19 protein-coding genes and 1 pseudogene are annotated in these 17131 nt (G+C 72.7%); 5 read left to right on the top strand and 15 right to left on the bottom strand.

The features are described from left to right. From VH969_RS11650 to VH969_RS11630, 5 genes and pseudogenes are all read right to left on the bottom strand, one after another. Positions 1-276: pseudogene (locus VH969_RS11650) on the bottom strand (glutamyl-tRNA reductase); the annotation flags it as partial. Next, a complete protein-coding gene (locus VH969_RS11645; protein WP_414638479.1) occupies positions 273-1100 on the bottom strand; it encodes a redox-sensing transcriptional repressor Rex in 828 nt (275 codons plus the stop codon). The gene VH969_RS11645 and the pseudogene VH969_RS11650, both read right to left, overlap by 4 nt. A gap of 143 nt (positions 1101-1243) precedes the next feature. Beyond that, the gene (locus VH969_RS11640; protein WP_331973705.1) at positions 1244-2791 is read right to left on the bottom strand and encodes a molybdopterin-dependent oxidoreductase; all 1548 of its coding nucleotides are present in this window, start codon (positions 2789-2791) and stop codon (positions 1244-1246) included. Between the two features lie 58 nt (positions 2792-2849). Beyond that, the gene (locus tag VH969_RS11635; protein ID WP_331973704.1) at positions 2850-3083 is read right to left on the bottom strand and encodes a glutaredoxin family protein; all 234 of its coding nucleotides are present in this window, start codon (positions 3081-3083) and stop codon (positions 2850-2852) included. Positions 3084-3093: 10 nt separating this feature from the next. Continuing rightward, positions 3094-4599 (bottom strand): AMP-binding protein, encoded by a 1506-nt coding sequence (locus tag VH969_RS11630; RefSeq protein WP_331973703.1) that lies wholly within the window; start codon positions 4597-4599, stop codon positions 3094-3096. A 225-nt stretch (positions 4600-4824) separates the two neighbouring features. Here VH969_RS11630 and VH969_RS11625 point away from each other — a divergent pair, with 225 nt between their 5' ends. From VH969_RS11625 to VH969_RS11615, 3 genes are all read left to right on the top strand, one after another. Beyond that, positions 4825-5433: a sigma-70 family RNA polymerase sigma factor gene (locus VH969_RS11625; RefSeq protein ID WP_331973702.1), complete on the top strand. Its 609-nt coding sequence runs from the start codon at positions 4825-4827 to the stop codon at positions 5431-5433. A 113-nt stretch (positions 5434-5546) separates the two neighbouring features. Beyond that, positions 5547-6770, top strand: a complete 1224-nt coding sequence (locus VH969_RS11620) for a DUF5667 domain-containing protein (protein ID WP_331973701.1) — start codon at positions 5547-5549, stop codon at positions 6768-6770. Positions 6771-6846: 76 nt separating this feature from the next. Next, positions 6847-7740 (top strand): HAD family hydrolase, encoded by an 894-nt coding sequence (locus VH969_RS11615; protein ID WP_331973700.1) that lies wholly within the window; start codon positions 6847-6849, stop codon positions 7738-7740. An 8-nt stretch (positions 7741-7748) separates the two neighbouring features. Here the strand turns inward: VH969_RS11615 and VH969_RS11610 are convergent, their stop codons facing one another. The 5 genes from VH969_RS11610 to proC form a co-directional block, all read right to left on the bottom strand. Continuing rightward, positions 7749-8705 (bottom strand): lysophospholipid acyltransferase family protein, encoded by a 957-nt coding sequence (locus VH969_RS11610; protein WP_331973699.1) that lies wholly within the window; start codon positions 8703-8705, stop codon positions 7749-7751. Beyond that, on the bottom strand, positions 8702-9649 hold the full coding sequence (locus VH969_RS11605; RefSeq protein ID WP_331973698.1) for an NAD-dependent epimerase/dehydratase family protein: 948 nt from the start codon (positions 9647-9649) through the stop codon (positions 8702-8704). Before VH969_RS11605 ends, VH969_RS11610 begins: the two co-directional genes overlap by 4 nt. 184 nt (positions 9650-9833) lie before the next feature. After that, positions 9834-9935: a 30S ribosomal protein bS22 gene (locus VH969_RS11600; protein WP_018684825.1), complete on the bottom strand. Its 102-nt coding sequence runs from the start codon at positions 9933-9935 to the stop codon at positions 9834-9836. Positions 9936-10090: 155 nt separating this feature from the next. Continuing rightward, positions 10091-10309 carry a helix-turn-helix domain-containing protein gene (locus VH969_RS11595; RefSeq protein ID WP_331973711.1) on the bottom strand — a complete coding sequence of 73 codons (219 nt, stop codon included), beginning with the start codon at positions 10307-10309 and terminating at the stop codon, positions 10091-10093. A 146-nt stretch (positions 10310-10455) separates the two neighbouring features. Continuing rightward, positions 10456-11283 carry a pyrroline-5-carboxylate reductase gene (gene proC, locus VH969_RS11590; RefSeq protein ID WP_331973697.1) on the bottom strand — a complete coding sequence of 276 codons (828 nt, stop codon included), beginning with the start codon at positions 11281-11283 and terminating at the stop codon, positions 10456-10458. Between the two features lie 39 nt (positions 11284-11322). Between proC and VH969_RS11585 the strand changes: the two genes are divergently transcribed. Together VH969_RS11585 and VH969_RS11580 are read left to right on the top strand one after the other, a co-directional pair. After that, on the top strand, positions 11323-11580 hold the full coding sequence (locus VH969_RS11585; RefSeq protein WP_331973696.1) for a ribosomal protein L7/L12: 258 nt from the start codon (positions 11323-11325) through the stop codon (positions 11578-11580). A 54-nt stretch (positions 11581-11634) separates the two neighbouring features. Further along, the gene (locus VH969_RS11580) at positions 11635-11799 is read left to right on the top strand and encodes a hypothetical protein (RefSeq protein ID WP_331973695.1); all 165 of its coding nucleotides are present in this window, start codon (positions 11635-11637) and stop codon (positions 11797-11799) included. Here VH969_RS11580 and VH969_RS11575 read toward each other — a convergent pair. The 5 genes from VH969_RS11575 to VH969_RS11555 all read right to left on the bottom strand — a co-directional run bounded on the left by VH969_RS11575 (position 11796) and on the right by VH969_RS11555 (position 17127). After that, on the bottom strand, positions 11796-12647 hold the full coding sequence (locus VH969_RS11575; protein WP_331973694.1) for a thioesterase family protein: 852 nt from the start codon (positions 12645-12647) through the stop codon (positions 11796-11798). The genes VH969_RS11580 and VH969_RS11575 overlap by 4 nt on opposite strands. A gap of 58 nt (positions 12648-12705) precedes the next feature. Next, positions 12706-13632: a proline dehydrogenase family protein gene (locus VH969_RS11570; RefSeq protein WP_331973693.1), complete on the bottom strand. Its 927-nt coding sequence runs from the start codon at positions 13630-13632 to the stop codon at positions 12706-12708. Between the two features lie 105 nt (positions 13633-13737). Continuing rightward, positions 13738-14511, bottom strand: a complete 774-nt coding sequence (locus tag VH969_RS11565; protein WP_331973710.1) for a sugar phosphate isomerase/epimerase family protein — start codon at positions 14509-14511, stop codon at positions 13738-13740. A gap of 35 nt (positions 14512-14546) precedes the next feature. Then, entirely contained in the window at positions 14547-16058 is a 1512-nt protein-coding gene (locus VH969_RS11560) for an Rv0497 family membrane protein (protein WP_331973692.1), read from the bottom strand. Between the two features lie 130 nt (positions 16059-16188). Further along, positions 16189-17127, bottom strand: coding sequence for a Ppx/GppA family phosphatase (locus tag VH969_RS11555; RefSeq protein ID WP_331973691.1), 939 nt, complete (start codon positions 17125-17127; stop codon positions 16189-16191). Positions 17128-17131 lie beyond the last annotated feature (4 nt).

The following is a 17131-nucleotide window of genomic DNA, read 5'->3' as shown; positions in this document are numbered from 1 at the left end:
GTAGTGGACGTAGAGGTGCTCGTAGAGCTCGCTCGCGTCGAGGCCGCAGTGGCGGCCCAGGACGCTCACGATGTCGGCGAGGCCGCCGTGGAAGGCCTGCACGACCGCGTAGACCTCGACGCGGTTGCACGTGGAGGCCAGGGCCGCCTCGACGACGGTGTCGCAGCGCATCAGCTCGTCGAGGATCTTGCCGATCTCGGCCGGCGGCACCGTGGCCCGCTCGAGCACCCGCAGGTCGGCGGACCGGTGCGAGAGCCCGACCACAATGACACTCATCGGGGCATCACCACCCCGCTGTTCCTGGGCACGCCGTTGACGCGTGGCGCCGGGGTGGCGTCGGCGGCCGAGGCACTGTCCGCCCGGCGGGCGACGTGGAAGGAGAGGATCTGCAGCTCGACCGCGAGGTCCACCTTGCGGACCTCGACGGTCTCCGGCACCTGCAGCACGACCGGGGCGAAGTTGAGGATGCACTCGACGCCGGCCTGGACCAGCCGGTCGCACACGGCCTGCGCGGAGGCGGGCGGCGTGGCGATCACGCCGATCGTGATCTCCCGCTCGGCGCACACCTTCGGGATGTCGTCGATGTGGTCGACCGGGATCCCCCCGACGGGCACACCCATCAGGTCGGGGTCGACGTCGAACAACGCGGTCACGGGGAAGCCTCGGCCGGGGAACCCGCCGTAGTTGGCGAGCGCGTGTCCGAGGTTACCGATGCCGACGACTGCCACACTCTGTTCACGCGTGAGACCGAGAACCCGTTCGATCTGATCGATCAGGACCTCGACGTCGTAGCCCACGCCGCGGGTGCCGTACGAGCCGATGTAGGACAGGTCCTTGCGCAGCTTCGCCGAGTTGACCCCGGCCGCGGCGGACAGCTCCTCGCTGGACACGCTGCCCGTGCCCTGCTCACGCATGCCGGACAGGACGCGGAGGTAGACCGCGAGCCGCGCGACGGCGGCCTCGGGGATGGCCCGCGCGCGGTCGCGCAGGCCGTTGCCGCCGATCGCCGGCATCGGCGTGGTGATCTCGGTCGCGTTCTCGGCTGGCGCCCGTGGGGTTCTACCGGCTGCGTCGGACTGGCCACGCTGCGCCACGCTGATACTCCTTGACAGATGCGCCCCTGGGATGCGTTAACGGTAGCCGCTTGTGAACGCATGCACAAAGTCGCTAGCCAGGGGCAGGGTCGGGTCGGCCTACACCATGTGTACTACGGCTCGATAGCGAACAGGTTGAGGGGTGCGACCTACTTCGCCGTGACCGAGACGGTGTGCCAGCCGGTCGCCCCGTTCGGCGCGGGCGGCGCGTAGGCCGGCGTCTGCGTCTCGCCCTTCCGGTCCGTCGCGCGGACGGCGATCTTGTGCGCGCCCGGGGCCAGGTCCAGGTCGACGCGCCACATCCGCCAGGTGTTGACGTCCACCTCGGTGCCGAGCTCCGCGACGTGCCAGCGGTCGTCGACGCCGACCTCCACCTTGTCGATGCCCACACTCGGCGCCCAGGCGACGCCGGCGACGGTGAGCCGGGTGGCGACGGTCGCGCCGTCACGGGGGTTGTCGATGCGCGACTCGGTCTTGATCGGGCCGCGGGCGGACCAGCCGCGCGGGATCCAGTAGCCCTGCTGGGCGGCGAACGTCGTGAGCTCCAGCTCGATCAGCCACTTGGTGGCGGAGACGTAGCCGTAGAGCCCGGGCACGACCAGGCGCGCGGGGAACCCGTGCTCCTGCGGCAGCGGCTCGCCGTTCATGCCGATCGCGAGCAGCGCGCCGCGTTCGGGGTCCAGCACGGTGTCGACGGGACTGCCCGCGGTGAACCCGTCGACGCTCGTGGACAGCAGCTGGTCGGCGTCGCGGTGCACGCCGGCCTCGTCGAGGACGTCGCGCAGCGGGATGCCGATGAAGTTGGCGGTGGACACGAGCGGTCCGCCGACGTCGTTGGAGACGCAGGCCATCGTGATCGGGCGCTCGATCAGCTTGCGGTCGCGGATGTCGTCGTAGCCCAGCTCGAGCTCGCGGTCGACCATGCCGTGCACGCGCAGGTGCCAGCCCTCCGCGGTCATCCGCGGCACGGTGAGCGCGGTGTCGATGCGGTAGAAGTCCGCGTTGTCCGTGATGAAGCTCGTCGTGCCGGGGAAGTCGGCGTCCTTCGGGATCGGCGGCGCGGGCTCGGCCACGCGCAGCCGGCCGACCTGCCGGCGGGACTTCTCGACGTCGACGCGCGAGGCGACGAGCTCGCCGGCGAGCCCGAGCACGCCCGCGCCGACGAGCACGCCGGTGGACACGCGGATGAACTGGCGGCGGCCCTGCGAGGTGCCGGTGTTGGTGGCGAGCGCCTTGCGGTGCAGCCAGCCGAAGCCGAACACGCCGACCAGGAAGCTCACGGCGGGCGCGAGGATGCCGAGCTGGCCGAGGTCGGATCGGGTGAGCACGGCGGCGATCCCGACCACCCCGAGCGCACCCGCGATCGCCTGTCCCGGCCACGCCTTGCGCCGCGAGACGAGCCCGGCGACCACCACGCAGCCGAGGATGACGACGGCGACGCCGATGAACAGGACGGTCTTGTCGGCCGTGCCGAACGTGCGCTTGGCCCACTCGACGACCGGGTGCGGCGAGAGGTCCCGCACCCAGTTCCCGACCGCGACGTACGGCGACGCGGGCGGCCCGACGAACCCGGCGACCAGATGCCCGGCCGCGAGCGCCGCGAGCAACGCCAGCAGCGCCACGGCGATCGCCCGCCCCCGGCCGAGCGGCGCCCCGGGCTCGGCCACCGGCGTCGACGTACGCGTGTCGAGTTGCACATCTCCACATTCGACGCCACGGCCCGCGGGGTTCAAGGCGAATGTGCTTACGGATGGATTACCTGCCCGCGAGCGCCGCCCGGAAGCGGTCCTCCTCCACGCGCCAGTAACCGTGCTCGCGGTCGTCGATGAGGATCACCGGGACGCGGTCGCCGTACTCGGCGCGCAGGTCGGGGTCGGCGTCGACGTCGGTCACGGTCCACTCGACGCCCAGCTCGCCGCAGATGCGGGCCACGTCGGCCTCGGCCACCTCGCACAGGTGGCAGCCCGCCCGCGAAACGACGGTCACCATGCCGGAGAAGCTACCCGCGCAGGCTCGCCCGCCGGACCTTGCCGGTCACCGAGTACGGCAGCTCGCCGACGAACTCCACCGTCCGCGGCACCTTGAACCGCGCCAGCCGCTCCGCGCAGTGCTCGCGGACCGCGTCCTCGGTCAGCGACGCGCCCGGCTCCAGCACGAGCACGGCCTTCACGTACTCGCCCGTCCGCTCGTCCGGCACGCCGACCGCGGCCGCCTCGCGCACCCCGGCCAGCTCGTCGAGAACCCGCTCGATCTCGTTCGGGTAGACGTTGAACCCGTTGACGATGATCAGGTCGTTCGCCCGGTCGACGAGCCGCAGGTCGCCGTCCGCGTCGAGGTAGCCGACGTCGCCGGTGCGAAACCAGCCGTCGGCGTCCGGGCCGTGCGCGCCGTCTGGCCAGTAGCCGCTGAACAGGTTCGGCCCCCGCGCGGCGACCCGGCCGGTCTCCGACTCGCTCTCGTCGAACCAGGCCTCTTCGTCCGGGTCCGCCACGCCGCCGACCGGGCGGCCGTCGGAGTCGACCAGCATGAGCTCCACCCCGGGCACCGGCCGGCCGACCGAGCCGGGCTTGGCGAACCCGCCGACGAGCGTCGAGGTCAGCACCGGACCGGTCTCGGTGAGCCCGTAGCCCTCGAAGACCGGCAGGCCGGTGGCCTGCTTGATCGCGCCCAGCACCGCCGGGGCGAGCGGCGCGGCACCGGAGGTCAGCAGCCGGACCGAGGACATCGCCTCGGCGAGCCGGTCGGCCGGCTGCGCGGCGAACGCCTGGTACATCGCGGGCACGCCGACGAGCGCGGTCACCCGGTGCTCCGTGCACGCGGCGAGCGCCCGGTCGACGCCGAACGTCTCCATCAGCACGGCGGTCGCACCGGCCGCCGCGACCTGGAGCAAGCCCGGGCCGAGGCCGTAGGCGTGGAAGAGCGGGACGACGAGCAGCACGCGGTCGGTCGAGTTGACCGGGGCGGGCTTGAGCGCGGCGCACTGCTCGACGTTGGACAGCAGCGCGCGATGGGACAGCATCACGCCGCGCGGCACGCCCGCGGTGCCCGACGTGTAGCAGAGGACCGCGATGTCCTCGCCACCCCGCGGGCCGTCGGCAGTGAGCCGGACCTCGGCCGTGGCGTCCAGGTCGGGCGGGGCGAGCACGGTCGGCACCGACCCGGCCGGCTCGCCGACCAGGATCGCGGCGCCGCTGTCGTCGAGGATGCGTTCGAGCTCGGGTGCGGGCGACTGCGTGCCGAGCGGTACCGCGATGCCGCCGGCCCGCAGCACGGCGAAGAGCGCGACCGCGAACTCCGGGCTCGTGGGCAGCACGATCGCCACCCGGTCGCCGGGCACGAGACCGGCCTGCAGCAGGACCGCGGCGTACGCGTCGACGGCGGACTCGACCTGCTGCCAGCTCACGCGCCGGCCACTGGCATGGTCGACGAATGCGAGATGACCCGGCGCGCGCGAGGCGGCCTCGGTGACCAGGTCGGCCACATTGCCGGTCCGCGCGTCGGCCATGGCACCCTCACTTCCGGAGAAAGTCTGACAACGCCCCGTAGCAAACCACCAGGACAAGACGATTACGCAACGTTTACGCAGTGTGGCACGACTCACTTGCGTCATGGTTGACGACCCGGCAAGTCTCAACGGAGATCCAGTACCTACTACGAAGTAACAACACGTATGCTGCTCAGGTCTCCGATCGGCGGTGCGGCTGGTCGGAAACTCACGAGGGAGAGACCCATGCCGTCGGTGCGCCCAGCTCAGCGGGACGCAGCCGGGGCGACGACGCCCGGAGTCGAGGAACCGGGTGGCTCGTGGGATCTCGTGCACGCCGCGCAGGCCGGGGACCGGTCCGCGTTCGCGCAGCTCTACGACCGTTACGTGGACGTGGTGTTCCGGTACGTGCTGTTCCGGGTCGGGGACCGGGAGCTCGCCGAGGACGTCACGAGCGAGACCTTCCTGCGGGCGCTGCGGCGCATCGAGTCGGTGAGCTACCAGGGCCGCGACGTCGGGGCCTGGTTCGTCACGATCGCGCGGAACCTGGTGCTGGACCACGTGAAGTCCAGCCGGTTCCGCCTCGAGGTGGCCACCGCCGAGGTCGACGACTCGAAGCCGGCGGACTCGGGGCCCGAGCAGCAGGTTCTCTCGACCCTCACCCGCACCGCGCTGCTGGAATGCGTCGGCCAGCTCGGCGACGACCAGCGGGAATGCATCGTCCTGCGGTTCCTGCAGGGACTGTCGGTGGCGGAGACGGCGAAGGTGATGGCGCGCAACGAGGGCGCGGTGAAGGCGCTGCAGCATCGCGCGGTGCGCAGACTCGCCCAGTTGCTACCGCCGGAGTTGCGTTAGGCAGTAGGGAAAGCGAGGCAAACTCGCCGGTGTGGGGCCGTAACCCGCCCCTCCCGGGCTCGTTCATCAGACCAGATCCTGGATTCGGTTCCAGGACGAACACGGAGCACGATGTGGACAGGGGACCTGATCGGCCAGGCACCGAGCACGACCGCACCGTCGTGTCGGCCCTGGCTCGACTCGGCCCGCTGACGGCGCCGACGGCCGCGGAACGTTCGCGTATCCGCGAGCGGATCGTCGCCGGCCTGCCGGAGTTGTCCGCCGACGAGTCGGCCGGACCGGCTTCGGGCAGGACCACGACGACGTCCCGGGTGCGGCCGACCGCGCTCGGGCGAGCCGCGCGGACACGTCGGGGGCCGCGCGGCCCGAAGAACAGGCCCGACGCCACCGACCGGTCCGACAGATCCGGCCGGCCCGCTCGGGAACCGGCGCGAGCGGTGTCCGGGGCCCGCGGCCGGTTCGCGGTCGCGGCGGTGGCCGTGCTCGCACTGGTCGGGTCCCTGACGGGCATGAGCCTCCTGCTCGCCCGCGACGCGCTGCCCGGTGACGCCCTCTACGGCGTGAAGCGCACTGCCGAGGCGGCCGAGCTGGGCCTGACCTTCGGCGACCAGGGCAAGGCGCTCAAGCACCTCGAGTTCGCCAGCGCACGGGTCGGCGAGATCGAGACGCTCGCCCGGCGCTACCCCGACCGGAGCTCGGCGCCGGTCGGCGGCTACCTGACCGCCCTGGCCGACTTCGACAACGACGCCGCGGCCGGCTCGCGCGAGCTCATCGCGCTGGCCACGAGCACCGACGGCAGCCAGCTCGACTCGCTGAGCGCGTGGGCGTCGCAGCAGAGCTCGCGGCTCACCGCGGTGTCGGCGCTGCTGCCCTCGGCCGCCCGCAACCGCGACGCGGCCTCGCTGGCGCTGCTGGACAAGATCGCGACGCGGGCGTCGGCGCTGTCGAAGCGCCTGGACTGCTACCAGCTCACCTCCGGCTCGTCCGACGACGTCGGTGCGCTGCCGGCGTCGGGCGCCTGCGACAAGCCGTCCGGCTCGCGCCCGGACCCGAACGCGCCGGGCGGCTCGAACGGCACCGACGGTTCGGTCCAGCCGACCGTGCCGCCGTCGGGTGGCCAGCAGCAGCCGAACGCCCGGCCGACGGGCTCGCTGCCGCCGTTGCCGGGGGTCGCGCGCACGGTCGTGCCGCCGCCCGCATCGGAGGAGCCGTCGACGGACCAGACGGGCACGAACCCGCCGCCGAACGACCCGTCGATCAACGTGCCGCTGCCGCTGCCGGGCGTGTCGGTGCCGCCGCTGGTGCCCGGGCTGCCAGGTATCAGCATCGGCAAGTGACCTCGTCAGGCGTGTCGGGGGCCATCGCTACGCTGTGAGTGGAGTGCAGGTGGCCGAACACCCCGGAGGCGATGCCGTGTCCCTGTGGCGGGGCCGTGACAAGGAGCCGGAGCTAGAGCAGCTCGCCACGCTCGCCGGGGAGGCCTCGGCCGAAGCGGCGGTGGCGCTCGAGCCCCGTCCGGCGCCGCCGGTGGACCTGACCGCCGCCGCGTTCTTCGACGTCGACAACACGATGATGATGGGCGCGTCGATCTTCCACTTCGCCCGCGGGATGGCCGCCCGGAAGTTCTTCACCAGCTCCGACCTCGCGCGTTTCGCCTTCCAGCAGATCATGTTCCGCGTCGGTGGCCGCGAGACCCACGACGGCATCCGCAGCGCCCGCGAGTCCGGTCTGTCCTTTGTGGCCGGTCACTCCGTCGAGGACCTGATGGCGCACGGCGAGGAGATCTACGACGAGCTGATGGCGGACAAGATCTGGCCGGGCACGCGGGCGCTGGCGCAGATGCACCTGGACGCCGGCCAGCGAGTGTGGCTGGTAACGGCCACCCCGGTGGACCTGGCGACGATCATCGCCCGCCGGCTGGGCCTGACGGGCGCCCTGGGCACGGTCCTGGAGAGCGAGAACGGCGTCTACACGGGCAGGCTGGTCGGCGAGATGCTCCACGGCCCGGCCAAGGCACATGCGGTCCGCGCGCTGGCCGCACGGGAGGGCCTGAACCTCCGCCGCTGCACGGCCTACTCGGACTCGGCGAACGACGTCCCGATGCTGTCGGTGGTGGGGACGGCGGTGGCGGTCAATCCCGACGGTTCGCTGCGGGAGACGGCACGGAGGCGGGGCTGGGAGATCCGCGACTTCCGGACGGGCAGGAAGGCCGCGAAGATCGGCGTCCCATCGGTGCTGGGCGCGGGCGCGGTGGCCGGCGCGGTAGCGGCGGGTCTGGCCTACCGCAGGAGAGATCGCCTGGTCTAGAAGGCGAGTCAGCCGCGGAACACCGAGTCGCGCGCGGCCACCATCCGGTTCAGGTTGGCCTGGATGGTCTCCCGAACGTGGTCCGCGATCTCCAGCACGAACCCGTGATCCTGGTCCGCGTCGGGCGCCGCGCGGTCCGTCCTGATCGGCTCGCCGAAGTCGATGGTCCACTTGGTGGGCAGGGGGATCGCGCCCAGCGGGCCCAGCACCGGGAACAACGGCGTCACCGGGAAGTACGGCAGCCCGAGCAGGCGGGCCAGCGGCCGGATGTCGGCGATCTTCGGGTAGATCTCCTCCGCGCCCACGATCGAGCACGGAATGATCGGCACCCCGGCCCGCAGCGCCGACACGACGAAGCCACCACGCCCGAAGCGCTGCAGGCGGTACCGGTCGCGGAACGGCTTGCCGATGCCCTTGAAGCCCTCCGGCCACACGCCGACCACCTCGCCCGCGGCCAGCAGGCGCTGGGCGTCCGCCGAGCAGGCGAGCGTCGTGCCGGTCTTGCGGGCCAGGCTGGCCAGCACGGGAAGCCGGAACACCAGGTCCGCGCCCAGCATCCGCAGGTGCCTGCCCTCCGGGTGGTTGTCGTGCACGGCGATGGACGTCATCAGTGCGTCCCACGGCAGCGTGCCCGAGTGGTTGGCCACCACCAGCGCGCCCGTGCCCGCCGGCAGCGAGCCGGTCACCTCGACGCGGAACCACTTGTCGTACACCGCGCGCAGCGGCGGCATCAGCACGTCGGTGAGCTCCGGGTCGAAGCCGAACTCGTCCACCTGGTATTCGCCGGACAGCCGGTGCCGCAGGAAGCTTGCCGCCCCCGCAAGGAAACCCGGGCGCTCGGCCCGCTGGGGCCGCAACTCGATCACCGGTGCCGGCGGGCCGGGCACGGCCTGCGGACGCCGGTGCACCGCGCCGTCGAGTGCGCGGCGGGGAAGCGGGATGACCTCGGCGGTGTGGCCGCTCATGCGGTCACCTCCTGGCGGGACGTCCGCACGTAGTCCTCGAATGCCTGCGCGGTCGACCACCTCGGCGTGTAGCCGAACGTCGTCTTCAGCCGCGTCGTGTCGATCACCCGGCCGTAGTTGATCAGCCGGGCGAGGTCCGGTGAGAAGTGCACCGGCTTGGCGCCACGCACCAGCCGCGCCGCGGCGGGGATCACCGCGCGCAGCATCGGCAGCGGGACCCGCCCGGCCCGCCGGATCGCCTGCGACAGCAGGATCACGCCGTCACCACCCACGTTGAACACTCCCGGCACGTCCCGCAGCACCGCCCGCTCGAGCACCTCGAGCGCGTCCTGCGGGTGCAGCAGCTGCACCCGCGCGTCGAAGCCCAGCACGGTCGGGATGACCGGCAGCCGGAAGTACCGGGCCAGCTCGGTGTCCACGCCGGGGCCGATCAGCTCGGCCAGCCGCACGGTCGTCGTCGTGACGTCCGGGCGGCGGCGGGCGAACCCGCGCACGTACGCCTCGATCTCCGCCGGCTCGCGGTCGCGGCCGGCGGCGACCGGGTCCTGCTCGGTGAACACCGCGGGCGCGGTGGCGCTCGCGCCGTACACCTCGGCGGTCGACTTGACCACGAGCTTGCGCACCCGCGGCGCGCGCTGGCACGCCGCGAGCAGCTGCATCGTGCCGATGACGTTGCGTTCCTTGATCACCGAGCGCAGCGGGCCGACGCTCGCGCGAGGTGCCGCGTGCACGACGGTGCCGACCTTGGCGGTGTCGATCACCTTGCCGATGCGCGGGTCGCGGATGTCGACCGCGACGTGCTCGACCCGCGCGGGCAGGCCGGCAGGCCGGCGGGTGTCCACCCCCAGCACCCGGTCGATGTCGGGATTGGCCGCGAGCCTGGCGGCGAGCGAGCCACCCAGCTGATCCGCGACCCCGGTCACGAGGACGACGTTGGGCGCCATGCGACTCCGATGAAATCGATCACTTGCAGGAGAACGGCCCGGCGGCACAGTGGCGGACCCCGCGCGACTGTACAGCCAAATCGTGATCGATTTGTCGGTGGCTACCTGTAATTAACGCAGGTCACACGCATACATCCCGGATGTTCACTCGTTCGGCGGCATCCGGGACGGCGCGCGGACGGCGTTACTTCTTCAGCTTGCGACGCTGGACACGCGTCTTGCGCAGCAGCTTGCGGTGCTTCTTCTTCGACATGCGCTTACGGCGCTTCTTGATGACCGAGCCCATGTGGACCCCTCGCTGTAGTCGGTGGTCGATCTTGCCTGGACGGCTACGACCACTCGACCCGCAAGGTCACGGACGTGCGCATGGAACCAGGCACAACGGTCGTCCAGGTTACCCGCACGTCACCGCGCGCCGGTCACCGGCTCCGCCCTGTGGTCTCAGCCCGCGTCGAAGTAGGCGCCGCGCAGGTAGTCGTTGACGGCCTGCTCGGGTACCCGGAACGACTTGCCGACCCGGACCGCGGGCAGCTCGCCGTTGTGCACCAGCCGGTACACGGTCATCTTGGACACCCGCATCACCGTGGCCACCTCGGCGACGGTCAGGAACCGCACCTCGGACAGGCCTGGATGTTCCGGTTCGTTCTTCTTCGCCGACATGTTCACCGCGTCCTTCGGCACGCGTCGCGCCGTTCGGCTTCCCCACCGACGGTGTCGACACGCACGTGCTTCAGACGAGAGTAGCGGGACTGGTGTGACTGATGCGACGGCGTGGACGAAATTTACGCCGACCGGCCGCCGGTTGGTCAGTCCTCGTCATGCGCGCGGCCCAGCTCCTCGGACCGGTCCCGGGCGGCCTCGATCGCGGCCAGCAGCGCCGCCCGCACACCGTGTTTCTCCAGCTCGCGGATGGCCATGATGGTCGTGCCGGCCGGCGAGGTGACCGCCTCGCGCAGGGTCACCGGATGCTCTCCCGTCCGGGCGAGCATGGCGGCCGCGCCGACCGCGGACTGGATGATCAGCTTCTCGGACACCGCGCGCGGCAGCCCGAGCAGGATGCCGGCGTCGATCATGGCCTCGACGAGGAAGAAGAAGTAGGCCGGCCCGGACCCCGACAGCGCCGTGACCGCGTCCTGCTGCGACTCGGGCACCCGCACGACCTGGCCGACTGCCGACAGCACGTGCTCGACGGTGGCCAGGTGCACGCCCGTGGCATAGCGGCCCGGCGAGATCGCGCTCATCGCCTCGCCGACGATCATCGGCGTGTTCGGCATGACCCGCACGACCGGCACGCCGGCGGGCAGCCGCCGCTCGTAGAGCGAGGTCGGCAGCCCCGCGCACAGCGAGACGACGAGGGTCGCCTCGCTCGCGGCCGGCGCGAGCTCGTCCAGCAGCGGCTCGATGTCCTGCGGCTTGACCGCGACGACCAGCACGCCCGCCTCCTTGGCGGCGGTGGCCACGTCGACGGCGCGGACGCCGTAGCGGGTGGTCAGCTCGGTGGCCCGTTCCGGGTGCCGCTCGGTGAACATGAGCTCGTCCGGTCGCCGGCCGCCGGTGAGCAGGCCGGACAGCAACGCCTCGCCGATCTTGCCGGCCCCCAGCACCGCGATGGCCGGCTTCTCCGCACTCGTCATGCGCACCAGCCTCCCACGACTCCGCTACCGTTTTCCGGCATGCCCGTCGCGCTGCAGATCGCGCTCTACGCCGTGCTCGCCGTCGCCGTCGTCGCGGACCTCATCCGGCGCGGGCGGACGGCGAGATCGCGGCCGCCCGCGACCCAGCCTGCACCCGAGGTCGTCGAGCGCCTGCGCGGCCTCCTCGCCGCGGGCCGGCGGATCCAGGCGATCAAGGAGCTGCGTGCCGCCACCGGCATGGGCCTGGCGGCGGCGAAGGACTACGTCGACCGGCTGCACGCGGGCGAGCCGCGCTGACCCCACCGGTTTCGGGCGATGCCGGCGACCTGCCCGCTGCCTAGCCTCCGCCGGATGGGAATCATCCTGATCTGGGCCATCGGTGTCGTCCTCGTGATGGCCGTGGCGGCGACGGTCTACCGCTCGTACCGCAAGTCACGCGTGCCACCCGCCGCACCCCGCGGGCAGCAGCATCACCCGCGGCGCAAGCGGCAACGCCCGAAGCGGCACAAACGCTAGGCCTTCGCCGACAGCGCGAGCTGGCGGCACTGGCAGACGAGCCGGCCCGTCGAGTCGACGACCGTCGCGTCGGCGTCGAACCACGGGCCGTGCACCGCCTTGCAGTCGACCTGCACGCGCAGCCAGCCCGGCGCCGGACGCGACCGCAGCAGCGCGGTCAGCTGCACCGTCGGGCTCCAGCCGAAGCGGCCCAGGTTGAACGTCACCGGCATCGAGATGTCGCCCGCCACCAACGCGAACAGCGGGTCCACCTGCTCGCCGCGCGGGCGCACCCACAGGCGCAGCCGCGGCGGATCGGTGGTGTGCCCGTGCAGGAAGCCGGCGCCGTTCGGGTCGATGCGCACGTCGCAGGTCTGGGTCAGCCGGAACACCGACGCCATCGGCAGCGAGGCCAGGTCGACCGAGTTCCCCGGCGGCTCCGCCGGCTGGTTGGGCAGGTCCGACCAGACCGCCCGCTCCCGCGGCAGCCGGCCGGTCGTCACCACGCCCTCCACGCACGACTGACCTCGCTGTTCCAAGTGGACAGACACGATCGTGGCCTGGCGGCCGGACTTGCGCACGTCCGTGCGCAGCAGCACCGGGCCGACCTCCGGTGGGCGGAGGAACTGCGCGCTGACCGCGAGCGGGTCGGCCATCGGCGAGGACGAGCCCGCCGCGGCGACCGCGGCCCGGGCGAGCACGGCGAGCAGGAACCCGCCGTGCGGCTTGCCGCCGACGGTCCACGCGTTGCCGAGCTCAGCGGTGAAGGTGCCGTCTCCGAGCGAGCGGACCCTCGATGCCGAGGCGAAGGGTCCGACAGCGGATCCCGGGCCTCCCCGGGCGTCGGCCTGCCCCGCAAAACTGCTCATGATTATTACCTTGCCACGTCGTGGTGGAGCTTGATCGGACCGCGTCGGACAAGCCGCGTCATGTGCGGGAGGTCAACGCACGCAAGAAGAACGCGGTGTTCGCGGGCCGCTCGGCCAGCCGCCGCATCAGGTACCCGTACCACTGCACGCCGTACGGCACGTACACCCGCACGGTGTGCCCGAGCGCGGCGAGCCGGCGCTGCTCCTCCGGCCGGATCCCGTACAGCATCTGGTACTCGAAGCTGCCGGGTTTGCGGCCGTGGAACTCCGCCCTGGCGTCGACGATCGGCACGAGCCGCGGGTCGTGCGTGGCGAACATCGGGTAGCCGTCACCGGCGAGCAGGACGTTGACGCAGCGCACGTAGCTGCGGTCCACGTCCAGCGCGTCGGGGAAGGCCACCTCGGCCGGCTCGGCGTACGCGCCCTTGCACAGCCGCACCCGCGAACCCGCGCCGGCGAGCCGCACGCAGTCCTCCTCGGTGCGGCGCAGGTAGGACTGCAGCACCGCGCCGACCCACGGCCACGTGCCGCGCAGCTCGGCGAGCACGCGCAGCGTGGAGTCGGTGGTGGTGTGATCCTCCATGTCGAGCGTGACGGTCGTGCCGACCCGCTCGGCCGCGGCGCAGATCCGGCCGGCGTTGCGCAACGCCAGGTTCTCGTCCAGCAGCTGGCCCACGGCGGACAGCTTCACGCTGACCTCCGCGCGCGAGGCCAGGCCGGCCGCCTCGAGCGCGTCGAGCAGTTCCTCGTACGCACGCACGGTCTGCTCGGCGAGGGCCTCGTCGGTGGTGTCCTCGCCGAGATAGTCCAGCGTCACCGTGAGTCCGGCGTCGACGAGTCTGCGTGTCACGCCGATCGCGTCGGCCGTCGTCTCGCCGGCCACGAACCGGCGCACCACGTCCCGGCTCACCGGTGCGGTCGCGACGACCCGACGGATCACGTCGTTGCCGGCCGCGGCCAGGATCAAGCTACGTAGCGGGTTCACGAACGCTCCCATTCCACGCACACGGACACGCCGCCCCATCCGACGAGTGCCTCGCAGCGAGACTCTACGGTGCACGGCCTCCGGCCGTCTGCGGTCGGTCGGCGGTTATTGACCGAGATGCAGCCGGGCGAACAGGAGGGCCTCGGCGAGGTCCCTCGCGCGATCCACCTGCCCGCGAGCGCGCCGTGTGTTGATCTCTACCACGACCTGACCGGCGAAACCGGCGGTTGCGAGGAATTCGCACACCTCGGCGCACGGCTGGCCACCGCGGCCGGGCACGAGGTGCTCGTCGCGGGGCGCGCCCGTGCCGTCGGCGAGGTGCACGTGGGTGAGCGCGGTGCCCATCCGCTTGGCCAGCGCGAGCGCGTCGGCCTCGGCGGCCGCGGTGTGCGACAGGTCGAGCGTGTAGTTGGCGTAGCCGACGTCGGTCGGATCGATGGACGGGTGGAACGCGGAGACCTCGCTGCCGAAGCGGCGCACGGGGAACATGTTCTCGACCGCGATCGCCACCCCGCTTGTCTCCTCGAGCGAGGCGACGAGGTCGGCGAAGCCCTCGGCATAGCGGCGCTGCCAGCGGAACGGCGGGTGGATGACGACGGTCGGCGCGTCGAGCTCCTGCGCGGCCTCGACCGACCGGCGCAGCCGCTCCTCCGGCCGCGGGGACCAGACCCGCTGGGTGATCAGCAGGCAGGGCGCGTGCACGGCGAGCACGGGCATCCCGGTCTGCCGCGAGCGGCGGCGCAGCGCGGCGGGCTCTTGGCTGATCGGGTCGGCCCAGACCATGACCTCGACGCCGTCGTAGCCGAGCTCGGCGGCCAGCTCGAAGGCGGTCGTGGCGGACTGCGGCCAGACCGATGCCGTCGACGCCCCGATCCGCATGCCGGGCACGTGCCCACCGCCGGAGGCCACCGGCCCTACTTGTTCACGAGTAGCAAGACGACGGGTGAGACCGTGGCCAGCAGGCCGACGAGCACGGCGAACACCGTCGTCTGGAGGTCCTCCGCGCGCCTGATCTTCCGCACGATCAGCACCATGCCGGCGATCACGAGCAGCGCGAGGACCAGCGCGGCCTGCGGCAGCGCGCCCCACAGCCAGTTGAACCCGAGCCACACCGCACCGCCGGCGAGCACGCCGACCGCGAGCTGGCCGGCCATGATCAGCCACTCGCGCAGCGGCGAGGCGTCACTGAGCTCGTCGTCCTCGTCGAGGTCCTCGTCCGCGTCGAGCTCGTCGAAGTCGGGCTCGTCGTCCAGCACGTCCACGCGGTCGTACCGGTCGTCGCGCTCGCGGTCGAAGCGGCCGCCGCGGTAGTCGTCCTCGGGCTCCGGGCGCTTGGGGAACGCCGCGGGCTGCAGCCGGCCGCGGCTCGCCGGGCCGACCGGGCGGTCGGGCCCGGGCCGGCGCGGGTCGGCGACCGGCTCCATCGCGGGGTGCGAGGGATACCGCGGCATCTCCTCGGTCATCGGCTCACGAGGCGGCCCCGGCGGGAGCGGCGGCCCGGGCGGCGCCTCCGCGCCGTCGAGGCGTGCCTGCAGCGACGGGCCGCCGGTGCGCTGGCCGGGCGGCTGGCCGTTCGGCGGCACCCGCGGGGGGACCGGGAGCTGCTGGGAGATCTGCGGTTTGGGCAGCGGCTTCGAGGGGTGCTGCAGCGGCTGGGACGGCTGCTGGCGCGGCGGCGGGCCGGAGCGGTCGTCGCGCGGCTTGCCGACCGCCGGCATCTGCGGCATCGACGGCGGCCCGACGGGCGGGGGCATCGACCGCGTCGGCGGGCCGGGTGGCAGCTGCTGCGGGCCGGACGGCGGCCCGGATGCCGGCGGGATCGCCTGCGTCGGCGGGCCGCCCTCGAGCGCGCGCTGCGGGCCCGACGGCGGGCCGCTCGGCCGCGGGTACTGCCCGGAGCGGTCGCCGGGCGCGGGGTACTGGCCGGACCGCTCCCCGGGCGCCGGGTACTGGCCGGATCGATCGCCGGGCGCCGGGTAGCGACCCGAACGGTCGCCGGGCGCGGGGTACTGGCCGGACCGATCGCCCGGCGGCGGGCCGGGCTGGCGCCGGGGGGTCGGCCGCTGCAGCTGCTGCGAGGGGTGCCGAAGCGGCTGGGACGGCTGCTGGCGGGGCGGCTGTGGGGGTGGGGGCGGGGGTGGCTGGCGGCGGCGCGGCGGCGGCTCGACGGGCCGGTGATAGCCGGACTCCGAGCGGTGCCGGTGCGAGGTGCGGGACGGCGGTGGCATGTCGTCGCGGATGACCGGCATCTCGCCGCTCTCCTGGTTGACCCGGTCGATGATCGCCTGGGCGCCCGTGTCACTCGGGTCGTCGGCACGACGCCGACGACGGCGCGGGGCCCGTTCACCGGTCTCCGCGCCGTACTTGGCCAGCAGCTCAGCGACCGTGCGCTGAGTCGGCTCTGGTCCGCCGCCTTCGTGACTCATTGACTCCACCGTGCCCGGCCCCGGTCGATCCGTCCAGCGCCGGTGCGCTCCTTACGCGGCGCGCGGACGCGCGCCGTCGAGTTGCCAACCAACATTATGAATGCTGGGCCAGTGTGGCATTCGCCAAGCATCACGAATCCTCGCCATCGGTCTGATCCAGCCGTCGAAGGATGACACCTTCCCGCAGCGCCCAGGGGCAGATCTCGAGTTCCGGGCGCGACAGCGCGAGCATCGTCGCGTGTGCCACGAGGGCGCCCGCCACCAGCTGGTGCGCGCGGCTCGAGCTCACGCCCTCCAACTCGGCGAGGTCGGCGGCGGACATCCGCGAGATGAACGCGATGAGCTGGCGCAACCCGGGTTCGGTGAGCACCCGGCGCACCCGGGGGCCGGCCGAGGAGGGGGCCGCGCCGCTGAGCCGGGCGAGCGAGCGGAACGTCTTCGAGGTCGCCACGACGCGGTCCGGTTCGCCCTGTTTGGCGATCTTCTTCGCGACCGGGGCGATCTCGTCGGCCAGCCAGTCGCGGGTCTGTTCGACCTCCTCGCGGCTGGGCGGGTCGCTCGAGAACCGCTCACGGGTCAGCCGCCCGGCGCCCAGCGGGACCGAACGCGCGAAGTCGGGCTCCTCGTCCACGCCCATGGCGAGCTCCAGCGAGCCGCCGCCGATGTCGACGACGAGCAGGTTGCCGGCCGACCAGCCGTACCAGCGGCGGGCGGCGAGGAAGGTCAGCCGGGCCTCGGCGGCGCCGCTCAGGACCCGCAGCTCGACGCCGGTCTCCTCGTACACCCGGTCGAGCACCTCGCCCGCGTTGTCGGCGTCGCGGACCGCGGAGGTGGCGAACGCCATGAGGTCCTCGCAGCCGAGCTTCGCCGCCGACCGCTTGGCCTCGGCCACCGTCCGTACGAGGTCGTCGGCGCCCTCGGCGGAGAGCCGGCCGTCCGGGTTGAGGCGCTCGGCGAGGCGCAGCACGGTCTTCTCCGACCTGGCCGGCATCGGGTGCGCGCCGCGATGCGCGTCCACGACCAGCAGGTGGACGGTGTTGGAACCGACGTCCAGGACCCCTAGGCGCACGGGG

Origin of the sequence: Actinophytocola sp. (assembly GCF_036555685.1) — a bacterium.
GTDB lineage: Bacteria > Actinomycetota > Actinomycetes > Mycobacteriales > Pseudonocardiaceae > Actinophytocola.
Note: the sequence above shows the minus strand (reverse complement) of the source record. Positions and strands in the feature narration are given on the sequence as shown.

Bases quoted from the DNA above. Each gene is read 5' to 3' on its own strand.
- VH969_RS11635 (WP_331973704.1), bottom strand. From the start codon at position 3,083: ATGGTGACCGTCGTTTCGCGGGCGGGCTGCCACCTGTGCGAGGTGGCC.
- VH969_RS11595 (WP_331973711.1), bottom strand. From the start codon at position 10,309: ATGTCGGCGAAGAAGAACGAACCGGAACATCCAGGCCTGTCCGAGGTG.
- proC (WP_331973697.1), bottom strand. From the start codon at position 11,283: ATGACGAGTGCGGAGAAGCCGGCCATCGCGGTGCTGGGGGCCGGCAAG.
- VH969_RS11610 (WP_331973699.1), bottom strand. From the start codon at position 8,705: ATGAGCGGCCACACCGCCGAGGTCATCCCGCTTCCCCGCCGCGCACTC.
- VH969_RS11630 (WP_331973703.1), bottom strand. From the start codon at position 4,599: ATGGCCGACGCGCGGACCGGCAATGTGGCCGACCTGGTCACCGAGGCC.
- VH969_RS11565 (WP_331973710.1), bottom strand. From the start codon at position 14,511: ATGCGGATCGGGGCGTCGACGGCATCGGTCTGGCCGCAGTCCGCCACG.
- VH969_RS11560 (WP_331973692.1), bottom strand. From the start codon at position 16,058: ATGAGTCACGAAGGCGGCGGACCAGAGCCGACTCAGCGCACGGTCGCT.
- VH969_RS11625 (WP_331973702.1), top strand. From the start codon at position 4,825: ATGCCGTCGGTGCGCCCAGCTCAGCGGGACGCAGCCGGGGCGACGACG.
- VH969_RS11600 (WP_018684825.1), bottom strand. From the start codon at position 9,935: ATGGGCTCGGTCATCAAGAAGCGCCGTAAGCGCATGTCGAAGAAGAAG.
- VH969_RS11605 (WP_331973698.1), bottom strand. From the start codon at position 9,649: ATGGCGCCCAACGTCGTCCTCGTGACCGGGGTCGCGGATCAGCTGGGT.
- VH969_RS11585 (WP_331973696.1), top strand. From the start codon at position 11,323: ATGCCCGTCGCGCTGCAGATCGCGCTCTACGCCGTGCTCGCCGTCGCC.
- VH969_RS11575 (WP_331973694.1), bottom strand. From the start codon at position 12,647: ATGAGCAGTTTTGCGGGGCAGGCCGACGCCCGGGGAGGCCCGGGATCC.
- VH969_RS11580 (WP_331973695.1), top strand. From the start codon at position 11,635: ATGGGAATCATCCTGATCTGGGCCATCGGTGTCGTCCTCGTGATGGCC.